We start from the raw sequence: 14,380 nt of genomic DNA, 5'->3' as shown, positions 1-14,380 counted from the left end.
GAACAGATATGAACACAAAGCGTGTTTGTTTATAATGGTTGCACTAGTTCATGAATAGAAAATGATAATGGAAAAATTTTCACCAGAAGAACGCCATCAGTTAATCCTGAATTTACTGAAATCTCATAATAAAGTGATGGCAACTGACCTAGCCGTGCAACTTGGGACCACCGAAGCCACGATTCGTCGAGACTTACGTTTTCTTGCCAATGAAGGATTATGTAAACGAATTCATGGCGGTGCGCTGTCTCTCGTGCCACCGACAGGAACGCAAGAGCAACGCCTGGAGAACAGAAATAGCGAAAAACAGGCTTTAGCACTTGCAGCACTAACTATTATCAAAGCAGAACAAGTCATTTTCCTAGATGCCAGCAGTACCCATATGTTGCTAGCAAGCCTGTTACCTACTGATATCGGTTTAACGGTCGTAACTAACAGCCCAGCTATCGCCACCCGACTACTGGAAAGGCAACATATCAGAACCATTCTTATTGGTGGTGAATTGAATTATGCCGTTGGTGGGGCCATCGACATTACAGCCGTTGAAGCACTAAGCAAATTTCGATTTGATCTTTGTTTTATGGGGATTTGTGGTTGGTCGTCTGAAGCAGGATTCAGCGCGATTCACTATCAGGATGGCGAGTTCAAACGCCATGCAGCATCAAAAGCTGGCGCAATTGTTGCGTTATGTACTGAGGACAAAATTGAAGCATTAGGCCCCTACCCATTTATGGAATCTAAGGACGTTGATTACCTAATCTGTTCTCCAAGCAATACGGTAGCAAAAGATTATTTCAGCCAATTAGATTGCACCGTGATTACCACTAATCCTCTTTAACGAAAAATTCTAAGGCTTCTAAAGTTGATATGCCGACTATCGTTCAGACAACTTGAATTAGGCCTATCAACTCTACCTAACACAAAGTTGGTAAGCATCATTCGTCAACCGTCTGTTTGCGCATTTGTAATACCGCCTACCATTTTAGCGTTCGACTAAACTCTTCTCCTTAAATGAAACCTTTTTGATATAAGTTGGGAAAAATCTACCTGATTAATCTACACTTTCTACTTCCTACCAATTCATTTTTCGACGTTCCTTGAGGGAAACATCATGAGAATTTCACCTTTGGTATTCGCTTTACTTTCCGCCAGTGGGACCACTTGGGCGGCAAGTCCAGCAAAACCTTTTGCAGATACGATCTATGTTGGCGGCGAGATTATTACGGTTAATGACTCCGAACTTACCACTGAAGCTTTAGCGATTAAAAATGGTCGCATTTTAGCGGTCGATAAAGAATCAGAATTGATGAAGTTACGAGATGATCATACGAAAATTGTCGATTTAGATGGTAAAACGATAATTCCAGGCTTTATCGATGGTCATGGACATGTTTTTAACACGGGCATTCAAGCATTATCTGCGAACTTACTTGCCGATCCTGATGGTAATGTAAATAGTATTGCGTCGCTGCAAGAAGAACTAAGATCTTGGGTGGCGAAGCCAGAAAACGGCAAGCATGGAATCATCCTGGGGTTTGGTTATGATGACTCACAGCTAAAAGAGCAAAGGCATCCTACTCGCCAAGAATTGGATGAAGTATCTAAAGACCTTCCGGTACTTATTATTCATCAGTCAGGTCACTTAGCAACGTTGAACACTAAAGCATTGGAGTTGGCAGGTTTGACGGCTGAGAGCACCGATCCTGATGGCGGTAAGATTCGTCGTGAGAGTGATGGAAAAACACCTAATGGTGTGCTGGAAGAAACTGCTTTCTTTGGGACCTTGCTACCGCTATTTGCCAAACTCAACGCCAAAGAGAATGAAGTCATTTTTAAAGCGGGTATGGAGCTTTACGCAAGTTTTGGTTATACCACCGCTCAGGAAGGCCGCGCTTCAACGTCGGCGGTGAAAACCATGTACGACTTAGCTCAATCGGGAAAACTCCCTATCGATGTGGCCGCGTATCCTGATATTCAAGTGGCTCAAGAGGTTATCTCTCCTCCGTATTACTCAAGTGAGTATTCTAATGGATTCCGCGTGGCAGGAGCTAAGCTTAATCTGGATGGTTCTCCTCAAGGCAAAACCGCTTGGCTAACGGAACCTTACCTTGTTCCACCTGTTGGTCAAGAGAAAGGCTACAAAGGTTACCCGAGTATGAGTGATGAACAAGCCGCTGAGCTTATAGAGTTAGCACACCGTAATGGGTGGCAATTGTTAACCCATGTCAACGGTGATGCTGCAATTGATCAATTGCTTAATGGTATTGAAGCGAGTGAGAAAAAACACGGTGTACCTGACCGAGGTTTTATCGCAATACATGCGCAGACCGCTCGTAAAGATCAAGTAGAGCGATTTAAGCGCTTGGGCGTTTTTCCGTCGTTTTTCCCAATGCACACTTTCTATTGGGGTGATTGGCACATGAATTCCGTTTTAGGCAAAGATCGAGCAGAGAATATCTCGCCAACAGGCTGGGCTCGATCTTTAGGCATGATTTATACCTCTCACCATGATTCTCCTGTGGCTCTACCTAACTCAATGCGTGTTTATTCCGCGACAGTTAACCGCGTAAGTCGTACTGGGCATGTTTTGGGGCCTAAACAACGCGTGTCGGCGCTGGACGGATTAAAATCGCAAACATTATGGGCGGCCACTCAATACAAAGAAGAGAAAAGCAAAGGTTCTCTGGAAGTAGGAAAACTCGCTGACTTGGTTATTTTGTCTGAGAACCCGCTCACGGCAAAACCTGAAACACTGGCCGATATCAAAGTATTAGAAACGATAAAAGAAGGGCTAACGGTATATTCAAGTGATCAACAAGTCGCCGCAGGTAGTTGCGTAAACACTAAGCGATGTCAGGAAATCGCAACTGCCACGATGATTTCTGCCGGACTATTGCATCACTCCCACTGATCTCTTTTTTCAGTCTCTTACTTTTAACAAACAATTAGGAAGCCAGTTGTGCTTCCTATTTGTTTAACCAACTCTATCTCTAAAATATGGATATATTTGAAAAACAACAATGAATCGCCGCGATTCACTGGCATACAGTTCGTTCTTACAGACTATTAGAGGACATTAATCATCTCGTTCAATCGTCAAAAAGGGCCTAACGTTAGTAATTTCAGATCCAAAAATTTTCTTACCCATGACCAAACTAAATGCAGTCTATGAAACAATCAGCAATCGTATTGAATGATAGCGCTTGTCTCATTCAATTTTCTACTGACTTAATGTAATAGTGGCAAGCCTGACCATGTTGTATAACAAGCTAAAACGCATGAAAAAACTTAATCTCATTTTTGTCGCTTTGATCCTTAACTTGTTAGTTGGGTGTTCCTCCGCTTCGGCCATAAGCCAAGATAAAACAACAAGTTATTCCAGATCGCATCAGCTTACAGGTAAAGCTTCATGGTATAGTCAAAAGTTTCACGGAAAACGTACAGCAAGTGGTGAGCGATATAACAAAGGAGCTTACACAGCAGCTCATAAAAGCTTACCTTTTGGAACAATCGTGAGAGTCACTAATACAGCAAACGCCAAAAAGGTAGATGTCAAAATCAATGATCGAGGTCCTTTTGTAAAAGGCAGAGTCATTGATCTTTCACAAGAAGCATTTGAGCAAATAGGCAGCATCAAAAAAGGCGTCGTGCCGATCAAAATTGAGATTATTGATGATAGTAATACCTTTAGGTATAAAAACTAAACCCCTGCTCGAATTCAGCTTGATAGTAAACAAGGCTCAGACTAAAACCTTTCGTGACAGCCCTGAAACAACAGCTATGCCGTTCCGTTATGATAGGCTTTTAACAACAGCCACTGCTGCTAACAGCAAGAAAATCGCACCGCAACACTGATTGAAGATTCGCCCATTGGTTAAAAGTAGCGTTTTAACCTTATCAGCGAGTCTTGCCACGCTAAACTCTACAGCGAACTCGATGCAAAGAAAGCTGAATGTTATCACCAGGAACTGTGGAATAAATGCTTCTTCTGGGTTGATAAACTGAGCTAAAAAAGCCGTAAAAAATAACAATACTTTCGGGTTGGACAGTGCTGCAAAATACCCTTGCTTAAACAGCTCCTTAGGCAACACAGAAACCACATTTCTTGTTTGTTCTATGCTCACTGCTGATACGAAGAACAGCTTGAAACCTAACCAAGCAAGATACAACGCACCCAACCATTGAAGACCAATCATCAACTCAGGTTTTGCTTCTAGTAGCGTGCCCAATCCTAGCATTGCTACCGTGATCAATATGAAAAAGCCACTAATCCCCCCACATATCGTCCAAATTGTCTTTTTATAACCATATCGAGCACCATGACTTAGTGCCAAAAGTGAGTTTGGGCCCGGCACACAAGCAAGACCTAGAGCAGACAAAGCAAAAACACACCAAATTTCAAACGTCATAAATAACCGATTAATTGAGAAACTGAATTGGGTTTAGTATCTCTCAGTTCCAAAATTGTTTATGGTATATTCTGGACGTAAAACATGACTATTTAGACAAAGGGCGCGAGACAAATGAACGCAGAAAATGGTGTCCGGTTTCTATTGATACCTCTGAATAATTTTAACATGCTTCCGTTTGGCGGCTTCTTGGATAAACTCCGTTTTTCAGCAGATGAAGCCGATAACAGTCAACAACGGTATTGTTCATGGAAAATTTTATCTCACACCAAAGGTTTAGTTGTTTCCAGTAGCGGGATCCCGATTGAAGTTGATCTCGACCCTAGCGAAGTTCAGCTTGCGGATTTTGACTATGTGGTTCTGTTTGGTAGTCGCACTGCGATTGAATCACAGCAACAATCAGCTTATTACCGCTCTTTTATTCGAACTGTTGTCGCAAATGGAATACCAATAGTAAGCATCGATAACGCTTGCTTTACCCTTGCTGAGCTAGGGTTACTGAACCGTCACCAAATCGTGGTTCATTGGCGACATCATAGTGAATTCAAAGCGACCTACCCTAAAGTCGTCGTACGAGATGAACAACTTTATCATTTTGATCGCAAGCTGATCAGTTGTACTGGGGGAAGTGCCGCTATCGATCTTGCGGTGGCAATTTTGCAAAAACATGTTGGCCAGATAAAAGCAGAAAAAGGCTTAGCGGATATGCTGGTTGATGAAAACCGCAGTATGCAGCACCGCCTGAAATCGTCACATCAAGGACTATACCAGAATCGTCATATGGATAGAGCGGTCTCTTTAATGCAAGAAAACTTAGAGCAGACAATAACCGTTGAACAGGTTGCTACGCTCATTGGCATCAGCCGACGACAATTGGACCGTTTATTTCAGCAAAAGCTTGGCGTTTCCGCGCGTCACTATTGGCAAGAGTTGCGTTTACAACATGTGTACTGGCGATTGACGCATTCTAGCCATGACCTTGTGCAACTTGCAGATGAAGTTGGTGTAAGAGATATCAGCTATCTATGCAAGATTTTCAAAAAAAGATTTGGCATCACACCAGGGCAATGCCGTCGCGATCCAATAATTTAACTATGAGATGTGTTTATTTAAACCCTTTTCGAGGCTAATTTATTTTTTAATCTGTCTTTCTCGGCATTGCTAAATGATCAGAATGCAAAAGTGAAGATAACTTTATTGTTCGAGATAAATTGGCTGCTGACACAGCCAAAACGATACGATTATCTAATGAAAGAAGACTTATAAGTTTTAGGCAAGTTTATCTACTTTGAAAACTGATTTCACTTGTCACGTAAACAGGTATTTTTAATGTATTAGATTCAGACGGAACATATTCTAGTTTACTTAAAGCCTTTAACGCGATGAGATCCCACTCCCCCTCGGGAGATGACTCTACAATTGTAGGGTTAAATATCTCTCCATTCGAGTCTATTAAATAGTTGATTTGTACATAACCACCTATTTTTGGCACATCAATATGAGGCTTTAAACTGAACCTAAAATCTTCAGATGTCTGAACCCAATAATCTTGTAAATCCTGTAGCTCAACTTTAATTGGTGATTGTGTCAAATATACTTCCTGCTTTGATGCACAACCACTTAAAGCTAAAAGACTTATCGATAATAAACTCAAAATTCTCATTTACACTCCTTGTAAAATATAACACCTTGTTATGGGGTGAGTAGCATAATGCTGAAGCTTATTAAGCCACCTTATAATTTATAATCAACAGGTTGAATGGATAAAAGAAGGTTGGTTCACAAAATCGAGCATTCGCTCTAGGTTGACCTGATTGAAGGCTGACGATGAGTATTGCTAGCTAAAGCCACTGAAAAATGGAAAATTAGGCCTCACCTGTTAATGTTCTAGTCCAATTGTTTTAGAGTATGCCTCCTACGGTAGTCGATTTAACTAAACAGTGAATTTATGCAAAAAAACTCTGATCTTATCCATCAGGCCAATCGCGAAGCATGTTGGGCGATACTTCTTGCTCTGGGCTACTTTGCCTGGTGGTACTGTGGTGCCTATGTTTTCTCTGCGCCAAAAGACGAACTGCAACTCCCTCAATTATACTGGGGCATGCCACTGTGGTTTGTATTGTCATGTGTACTTGGCCCCATCCTTTTTACCGTGCTATGCGCGCTAATGGTTAAATACCTTTATAAGGATATCCCTCTCGATAAATACGATGACGAACATTATGAATAGCCAGCTTATTATTCCTTTATGTATTTACCTTTTTGCGGTTTTCGCTCTGGCATTCCTGACTCGCCGTTATCACAAGCCGGGGAACTTTCTTACCGAATACTTCGTGGGAAGCCGCAGTATGGGAGGATTTGTCCTTGCCATGACGCTGGCGGCAACCTATGCGAGTGCCAGTAGCTTTATCGGCGGACCGGGAGCGGCTTACAAAATGGGACTGGGCTGGGTGTTGCTGGCAATGATCCAGCTGCCGGCTACCTGGCTGACTCTGGGCGTTCTCGGGAAAAAATTTGCGATAGAAGCAAGACGCCATAACGCTGTGACGATCAACGATATGTTATATGCCCGTTTTAAGAGCCGAAAAGTCGTGATCTTCTCTTCACTTGCTCTGCTTCTGGCCTTTTTCGGAACAATGGTAGTGCAATTTGTTGGGGGAGCCCGCCTGTTGCAAACTGTGCTTGGGATCAGCTATCAGAATGGGCTACTGTTATTCGCCTGTACAGTCGGCATATACACGACGATTGGTGGTTTCCGGGCTGTTGTTCTGACCGACACCGTTCAGGGGGTGATGATGGTCATCGGCACCATCGTTCTGCTGGCTGGTGTTATTCATGCTGGTGGGAGTCTGGAAAACCTGGTCACTAAACTTCACTCCATTGACCCTGCTCTGGTGACACCATATGGTCCGGATCATTTCCTGAGTCAGCCGTTCATCCTGAGCTTTTGGGTTCTGGTCTGTTTTGGCGTGATCGGGTTACCTCAGGCTGCTGTACGATGCATGTCATACAAAGACAGCCCTTCTCTGCATAAAGGTATGGTGATCAGTACAATTATGATTGCATTACTGATGTTTGGAACTCACCTGACCGGAGCCTTAGGCAGAGCACTAGTGCCAGAGGTTGCCAGCCCGGATCAAATCATGCCAACACTGATGATGACGGTTCTGCCCCCGATGTTTGCCGGAATTTTTCTCGCAGGGCCAATGGCGGCCATTATGTCGACTATCGATTCACAGCTGATTCAGGCATCATCGACGCTGCTGAAAGACCTTTATATAAACTATATCAATCCCCAGATCGTTGAAGACAAGCGTGCAGACAGTAAACTGAACCGCATTTCACTGTGGACGACAGCTATCTTCGCCAGTCTGGTTTTTGTTGCTGCGACGAATCCCCCAGATATGATCATCTGGCTGAACCTTGTGGCATTGGGTGGTTTGCAGGCGGTATTTTTATGGCCGCTGGTATTTGGTTTGTACTGGTCAAAAGCGTCGGCAACCGGCGCATTTAGCTCCATGGTCATCGGGCTAGGCGTATACATCAGCTTAGTTTGGATCAAACCCGATATGGGTGGTGTTCACCCCATCGTTCCGACGATGATTGCGGGCATGCTTACGTTCGTTATCGGCAGTTTATTGAAGCCGAATGCTTCTGAAAGCAAAGAGCTAGTATCAGTCAAAACATACTGCACACAGAAAGAGCGATAGTTGATAAAAGCGACATGCTCATGGGCACAGATAGGCACAATTGTTCCTAACTGTGCCCAATAAGGAATGACTCAATTCCGCAAATATAGGCAAAGTTCAGATGGAGTAATTTGGGCAGGATTAGATAAACCCCAGATACGACAAAGCCCGCTATAAAGCGGGCTTTGTGTTTGTTCACGAAGAACTAAATTTGGTGGGTCCGGGCGAACTCGAATCGCCGACCCCTACCATGTCAAGGTAGTACTCTAACCAACTGAGCTACGGACCCAAATTTTGTGTTCCTGCTTACCATTCAAATCAGAATGGTGCGTCCGAGTGGACTCGAACCACCGACCCCCGCCATGTCAAGGCGATACTCTAACCAGCTGAGCTACGGACGCATTTCTCTGGAACGAGTGGGATATTAGCCATAAGCTATCTGGGGTGCAAGCATAAATTCACTAACTTTGAATCGTTTGGCGAAAATGTAAACTCAACACCCGTTTTTAGGCGTATTTATAAGCGAAACATACCTAATACGGGTATAAAAATGTGATCTAGGTAACTTTCGAATTTTTGCTTAATTATCATAAGGTACGTCACTCAGCATCCAGATCTGTAAGGTATAAGAAACATCAGGACAAGAACCGAACAGAATTTGGTATTTAGGCTCAAATGGTTCACCGATATAGGTGGTACGAATCAATTCGCCGGTTTTAAGATCCACTTGAGTGACAACTCGCCCTTTGAAGTTTTGAAAAATGACAAACTGCTCGCTGTGATAAACCATTTGATCTCGATAAAACAAAAAATGGTCTTCTGGTGTATCAGTAAGCCTGCATTCCAACGGCTTTAAATTAGGAAAAGCATTGGCATTTGAAACGAACAGCAACAGAGCAAAAATCCATCCATATCGCATAGCACTAACCTACTTTTTGTTTCTCTTTTCAAAGTATAGAACTGATATCCAAATTACTTCTAAATGCTTGGCCCTAAGTTACTAAAAAGGCTTTGACTCAAACAAGTCAAAGCCCCAGAAAAGCTACATTTTATTTTTCGTTTTCTTGATGACTAATCGTCTATTGTTAATCATCCGGAGCATCAAACACCACGTTGTAGTTCTCGGTGTAAGTACAGTTTGGTTGACGGCTGCACGTAAAAAAACGTCGGCCTTTAAATTCGCCTTGGCTGGCTGTCTTAATTATCATCGGGCTGCTGCACTTTTTACAAAAACGCACCTCTTTATCCGGCTCAATCAAATCGATGTGGGCCGCAAGTAAACGACGTAATCGCCCTACTTGATAGCTGTGTTTTATCGATGTACCAATTAACGGCAAGTTGGCTGTTTTACACACGTGAATCAACAGCTTTTGTCGCGCAGCCTTGCCTTTGTTGAGAGGCTTTCCATCATCCAACTCTAAGATCACTCGCGGTTCTAACGTGCGCGGGTCACAAATTACATAGTCAAAATAGCTTCTGGAAATACGGTTACTCGCTACAAAAAGCTGCCTTTTGTTTTTAATGTCCCTCGGCGCAACCAAGCTGGACATATTAACTTTGCTAAATATCACCGCGTGATCGCCAACAGCCGTTCTTAAGGCATTGAAAAACGCAGCTTCTTGCCCTCTTAACAAAGCACCTTTTGAGCTATATGAGTAGTCTCGGGTGTCATCATGCTTGAGCACATACTTTTGAATAATGAAGAAAAAAACAACCAGAAGAACTACGATGATAAAAATGTTGGTCATAGAGAAATCGAGCCGAAAACAACAAGTTGCTCAAGCCTAAATCGAAACGTTAACCAGAGCAACAAAAGGGCTCAATTTTGCAATAATGGTGAGATTCAGGGTAGGAAATGAGCTTAACAGAGGCCTCTATTAAGCTCTAAGATCTAACTGTTGGCATCCGGTTGATGCTCTGGCATTGCATCAATGAAAGCCGGAAGTTGGTAACAGGCTTCAACAATCGAGTTGATTATCGGATAAGCGGCCAAATCAACACTAAAGCGCAACGCATTATACACTTGCGGTACCAAGCAAATATCAACGATAGACGGCGAATCGGTCAGGCTGAACTTACAATCACCATACGTTTTTCGATGGGCTGCAAGTTTCTCCTCTAATGAAGAAAACCCTTTGTTAATCCAGTGATGAATCCAGGCAACTTTACGCTCTGCATCACACGCCAACTCCCCTTCCAGATACTGCAAGACGCGCAAATTATTCAAAGGGTGAATCTCCATGGCAATATCCTGTGCCATGGAAAGCGCTTGATATCGTAAAGGCGAACGCTTTGGAATGACAGCAACATCCGGATAATTTTCATCGAGATACTGAATAATAGCCAGCGACTGGTTTAATCGAAGCTCACCATCCACCAGCACCGGCACCAGCTCAGAGGGATTCAGTTTGTGATACTCCTCGCTGTGTTGCTCTCCTCCCTCACGCACCAAGTGCACCGATTTTGATTCATACTGGATCTCTTTAAGATTCAGACAAATGCGCACACGATAAGCCGCGGAGGATCGCCAATATCCATAAAGCGTGATCTGTTCGCTCATTCATTTTCCCTGCATTAATGCTTCAAGTACTGGCTAACTTGTTGATCAATCGAACCGAAGATATTGTTGCCATCTGCATCAAACATCTCAAGTTTGATTGCATCACCAAACGACATAAAGTTCGTCGACGGTTTACCATCGCGTATGGTTTCAATCATGCGCACTTCAGCAATACAAGAGTAACCGACGCCACCTTCTTCAATCGATGTGCCATGTTCAGTACCTTGTTTGTTAGACACGGTACCAGAGCCGATGATCGCTCCAGCGGACAGCGGACGCGTTTTAGTAGCATGGACAATGAGATCCGCGAAGTCGAATGTCATGTCCACCCCTGCATTCGGGCAACCAAATGGCTTGTGGTTGTAGGTCGAAACCAGCGGTAAATGCACTTTGTTTTCGTACCATGCATCACCGAGTTCATCTGGTGTTACCGCCACAGGAGAAAATGCAGATGACGGCTTAGACTGGAAGAAGCCAAACCCTTTTGCCAATTCGGCAGGAATAAGTCCGCGTAGTGAGACATCGTTCACCAACATGATGAGCCTGATCGATTCTTGCGCCTCGGCGATACTCGCACCCATTGGCACATCACCCGTCACTACCGCGACTTCGCCTTCGAAATCAATGCCCCACTCGTCACTGGCAAATTCGATGTTGTCGCAGGGTCCGATAAACGCATCTGAGCCACCCTGATACATCAATGGATCTGTCCAGAAGCTCTCAGGCATTTCTGCTCCACGAGCTTTACGAACCAGCTCCACGTGGTTTACGTACGCGCTGCCATCTGCCCACTGGTATGCTCGTGGCAAAGGAGATTCACAATAGTGAGCTTCGAATTCTTCAAATCCAGCGACGGTGCCATTATTCAGTGCGATGTACAATTCTTCTAGTTGCGGTGCCACTACGTCCCAGTTGTCCAGCGCGACTTGCATCGTTGGCGCTAAATTTCTTGGATGGAACACTTCTGTCGCTGGTACGCAGCGAGTTAGATCTTTACTCACGACCATCAACAGGCCGTCGCGAGTACCATTTTTCTTGGTTGCTAATTTCATCCTTGCCTCTTATTTTTCTTGCCAGCTGTAGACGTATTCTTTGTTTTCTACCTTTTCCAGTTCATCCGAGAACTGAAGCGCGTGGCGCGTATCTATCATCACCGCCACTTCGTCGGTAAACTTCTTCTTGTACTCCTGACCCGCTTTAAATGCTTTCGGGTGAGGGCCGTGCGTAAAGCCAGCTGGGTGGAATGTCACCATGCCCGCTTCAATATTGTCACGGCTAAAGAAGTCACCTGCGTGGTAGAACAAGACTTCGTCATAGTCATCATTATTGTGGTAGAACGGTACTTTAAGCGCGCCAGGATCACTTTCTATCGGACGAGGAACAAAGGTACACACCACAAATCCTGCTCCTACAAATGTAGTATGCGCGGACGGTGGTAAGTGGTAACGGTGCGACATAAGTGGACGAATATCACGCCAGTTAACTTTTACTACCGCTAAATCGCCATGCCAGCCAATCGCGTCTAAAGGATTGAACGGATAAGTAATCACGCTAACTTTGTCGTGACGCTTCACCTGTACCTGTGTGCGGTTCTCAGAATATTGCGCTCGGAACTCATCGTTTATCGACGGTGTTTCCAGTACGGCAGGATCAAACACAGCGTGATTTCCCACCATGCCCTTTTCTGGCAAGGTATAAGCCGCATCGGTGTTTTCTATCATCAGAATAAACATCGGCTCGCTTGGCTCTAAGCGCCAGCTCGTTGAGCGCGGGATCATGACATAATCCCCTTCGCTCACCTTTAAGTGCCCGTAGTCACAGTAAAGATCGGCAGTCCCCTGGTGGATAAACAGCAGCTCATCGCCGTCCGCATTTCGTACCAGAAAATCCATCTTTTCATCCATACGCCAAACACGGATTTTGCAGTTAGCGTTATGCAGTAAATGCGGCACTGCCCAAGGCGTTATGTGGCTGGCTTTCTCTACGAGATTGAAATCAAACGCTCGTGGGCGAAGCTCCCCTTCCCACTCAGACCAACCTGTTGGTGCGTGTTGATGATGAAAATGTGCCGCAGGGCCAAAGAATCCACTTCGACCTGCTTCACGTTCATAAATTGCCTCTTCCGGGAAATCAGCATGTGCTTGCTTTGAGCACACTCCCTCCCGATGAGGGAATGTGATCCATTTATGCATCGTTCAGTACTCCTCGGCGAATTTGGTCTTCTTCAATCGATTCAAATAGCGCTTTGAAGTTACCTTCACCAAAACCTTCGTTACCTTTGCGCTGAATGATCTCGAAGAACACCGGGCCAATCACGGTTTGCGTAAAGATTTGCAGCAAGATACCGTCTTTCGTTGGTGCACCATCAATAAGGATCTGCAACTCACGGAGTTTACTGACGTCTTCTCCATGACCTTCAACACGTTGGTCAACTTTCTCGTAGTAGGTATCTGGTGTTGGCATAAAGTCCATACCACGGTCGCGTAACGTTTGAACGGTTTGATAGATGTCATCCGTTGTCAGAGCAATATGCTGGATGCCTTCGCCATTGTACTCACGGATAAACTCTTCGATTTGCGATTTATCGTCAGAAGACTCATTGATAGGAATTCGGATTTTGCCACAAGGTGCGGTCATCGCGCGGCTGACAAGGCCTGTGAGTTTACCTTCAATGTCGAAGTAACGAATTTCTCGGAAGTTACCGATGCGCTCATAAAAACCAGACCATACGTCCATGTTGCCCTGTTTAACGTTATGGGTCAGGTGATCGATCTCGTAAAGACCCACATCAGATTTCGCCAGACGCGCTTCTGCATCATCGTAAAAACGGAAGTCAACATCATAAATACTCTGCTTACCGTATCGGTCAACAAAATAGAGCAAGCTCTCGCCGATACCATATATAGCTGGGATGCTGAGTTCCATCGGCCCGATTTCGGTTTTGTATTCTGTTCCGCCGTTTTGTATTGCGTGCTCAAGCGCCGCCGTGGCATCTTTTACTCGGAATGCCATCCCACACACGGACGGACCATGTACCTTCGCAAACGCTTCAGCTTGACTATGAGGCTGCGCATTGACGATAAAACTGATGTCACCCTGACGATATAACCAAGCTTCTTTCGAACGGTGCTTGGCAATCTCTGCGAAGCCTAACGATACAAACAGTGCTTTGAGTTGTTCGATGCCTTTACTGTCTGCAGCCGTGTATTCCACAAACTCAAATCCGTCTGTACCTAATGGGTTGTATGCGTCCACCATGACTTTCTCCTTGCGTCATTAATTTGTTTACAGCGTTTCTAAACTATTTTTCTAACTTGGCGCAGGCGGAAGAAAATTGGAATACATCAACCAAAATCTCTGTTTTCAGGTTTCGAAGGTGTAAATGTAAAATATTTGTTACGCACAAGATCTATGCAATATCCGCCCGTAAATTTCACAATATTAAACATTAATTTCAATAAGTTATTCTCTTTAACTGGAATTACAACCACACAGACCAATGTAAACAGATTGTTACCGTGGTGATATTTATTGGCAGTGTGGTGATGTTTTAAACAAATCATTCACTTACATTAAAGCAGCGCCTTCAGCTTGCATGACCTTTCTCTTATAGCCTGACAATGCGATCAGTTTCTCAGCATATCTGGTTATAATTGTGTCAGCCTCCCCACTTTATTGATTCATCTCAGTATCCCTAACTCTCCAGTATGTAATAACAACGA

Annotated in this window: 14 protein-coding genes and 2 tRNA genes; 6 read left to right on the top strand and 10 right to left on the bottom strand. The window is 44.1% G+C overall.

The features are described from left to right. The first annotated feature begins 67 nt into the window (after positions 1–67). The 3 genes from VEJY3_RS06710 (at position 68) to VEJY3_RS06700 (ending at position 3,704) form a co-directional block, all read left to right on the top strand. A complete protein-coding gene (locus VEJY3_RS06710) occupies positions 68–838 on the top strand; it encodes a DeoR/GlpR family DNA-binding transcription regulator (protein WP_014231683.1) in 771 nt (256 codons plus the stop codon). Positions 839–1,111: 273 nt separating this feature from the next. Next, complete coding sequence (locus VEJY3_RS06705; RefSeq protein WP_014231682.1) at positions 1,112–2,911, top strand: amidohydrolase; 1,800 nt, start codon at positions 1,112–1,114, stop codon at positions 2,909–2,911. 367 nt (positions 2,912–3,278) lie between these two features. Continuing rightward, positions 3,279–3,704, top strand: coding sequence for a septal ring lytic transglycosylase RlpA family protein (locus VEJY3_RS06700; RefSeq protein WP_049794662.1), 426 nt, complete (start codon positions 3,279–3,281; stop codon positions 3,702–3,704). 87 nt (positions 3,705–3,791) lie between these two features. On the opposite strand, the gene VEJY3_RS06695 is transcribed toward VEJY3_RS06700, so the two are convergent. Next, on the bottom strand, positions 3,792–4,409 hold the full coding sequence (locus VEJY3_RS06695) for a LysE family translocator (RefSeq protein ID WP_014231680.1): 618 nt from the start codon (positions 4,407–4,409) through the stop codon (positions 3,792–3,794). A gap of 114 nt (positions 4,410–4,523) precedes the next feature. Here VEJY3_RS06695 and VEJY3_RS06690 point away from each other — a divergent pair, with 114 nt between their 5' ends. Then, entirely contained in the window at positions 4,524–5,501 is a 978-nt protein-coding gene (locus VEJY3_RS06690; protein ID WP_014231679.1) for a GlxA family transcriptional regulator, read from the top strand. A gap of 187 nt (positions 5,502–5,688) precedes the next feature. Here VEJY3_RS06690 and VEJY3_RS06685 read toward each other — a convergent pair whose 3' ends face one another. After that, the gene (locus VEJY3_RS06685) at positions 5,689–6,072 is read right to left on the bottom strand and encodes an energy transducer TonB (RefSeq protein ID WP_014231678.1); all 384 of its coding nucleotides are present in this window, start codon (positions 6,070–6,072) and stop codon (positions 5,689–5,691) included. A gap of 285 nt (positions 6,073–6,357) precedes the next feature. Here VEJY3_RS06685 and VEJY3_RS06680 point away from each other — a divergent pair, with 285 nt between their 5' ends. After that, on the top strand, positions 6,358–6,639 hold the full coding sequence (locus VEJY3_RS06680) for a YhdT family protein (RefSeq protein ID WP_014231677.1): 282 nt from the start codon (positions 6,358–6,360) through the stop codon (positions 6,637–6,639). After that, complete coding sequence (gene panF, locus VEJY3_RS06675) at positions 6,632–8,119, top strand: sodium/pantothenate symporter (protein ID WP_041170219.1); 1,488 nt, start codon at positions 6,632–6,634, stop codon at positions 8,117–8,119. The genes VEJY3_RS06680 and panF overlap by 8 nt, the downstream gene beginning before the upstream one ends. Before the next feature lie 191 nt (positions 8,120–8,310). Here the strand turns inward: panF and VEJY3_RS06670 are convergent. From VEJY3_RS06670 to hppD, 8 genes are all read right to left on the bottom strand, one after another. Next, positions 8,311–8,387, bottom strand: a tRNA-Val gene (locus VEJY3_RS06670). A gap of 35 nt (positions 8,388–8,422) precedes the next feature. After that, a tRNA-Val gene (locus VEJY3_RS06665) sits at positions 8,423–8,499 on the bottom strand. Between the two features lie 179 nt (positions 8,500–8,678). Next, a complete protein-coding gene (locus VEJY3_RS06660) occupies positions 8,679–9,017 on the bottom strand; it encodes a hypothetical protein (protein WP_014231675.1) in 339 nt (112 codons plus the stop codon). 166 nt (positions 9,018–9,183) lie between these two features. Continuing rightward, positions 9,184–9,846, bottom strand: coding sequence for a DUF2726 domain-containing protein (locus VEJY3_RS06655; RefSeq protein WP_014231674.1), 663 nt, complete (start codon positions 9,844–9,846; stop codon positions 9,184–9,186). A 143-nt stretch (positions 9,847–9,989) separates the two neighbouring features. Next, complete coding sequence (gene maiA / locus VEJY3_RS06650; RefSeq protein ID WP_014231673.1) at positions 9,990–10,658, bottom strand: maleylacetoacetate isomerase; 669 nt, start codon at positions 10,656–10,658, stop codon at positions 9,990–9,992. A 14-nt stretch (positions 10,659–10,672) separates the two neighbouring features. After that, positions 10,673–11,710 carry a fumarylacetoacetate hydrolase family protein gene (locus VEJY3_RS06645; protein WP_014231672.1) on the bottom strand — a complete coding sequence of 346 codons (1,038 nt, stop codon included), beginning with the start codon at positions 11,708–11,710 and terminating at the stop codon, positions 10,673–10,675. A gap of 9 nt (positions 11,711–11,719) precedes the next feature. Beyond that, positions 11,720–12,850 (bottom strand): homogentisate 1,2-dioxygenase, encoded by a 1,131-nt coding sequence (locus tag VEJY3_RS06640; RefSeq protein WP_014231671.1) that lies wholly within the window; start codon positions 12,848–12,850, stop codon positions 11,720–11,722. Then, positions 12,843–13,916, bottom strand: coding sequence for a 4-hydroxyphenylpyruvate dioxygenase (gene hppD, locus VEJY3_RS06635; protein WP_014231670.1), 1,074 nt, complete (start codon positions 13,914–13,916; stop codon positions 12,843–12,845). The genes VEJY3_RS06640 and hppD overlap by 8 nt, the downstream gene beginning before the upstream one ends. Positions 13,917–14,380: the final 464 nt, after the last annotated feature.

Source organism: Vibrio sp. EJY3, assembly GCF_000241385.1.
GTDB classification, from domain to species: domain Bacteria; phylum Pseudomonadota; class Gammaproteobacteria; order Enterobacterales; family Vibrionaceae; genus Vibrio; species Vibrio natriegens.
This window is presented reverse-complemented; position numbering and strand designations above follow the sequence as displayed.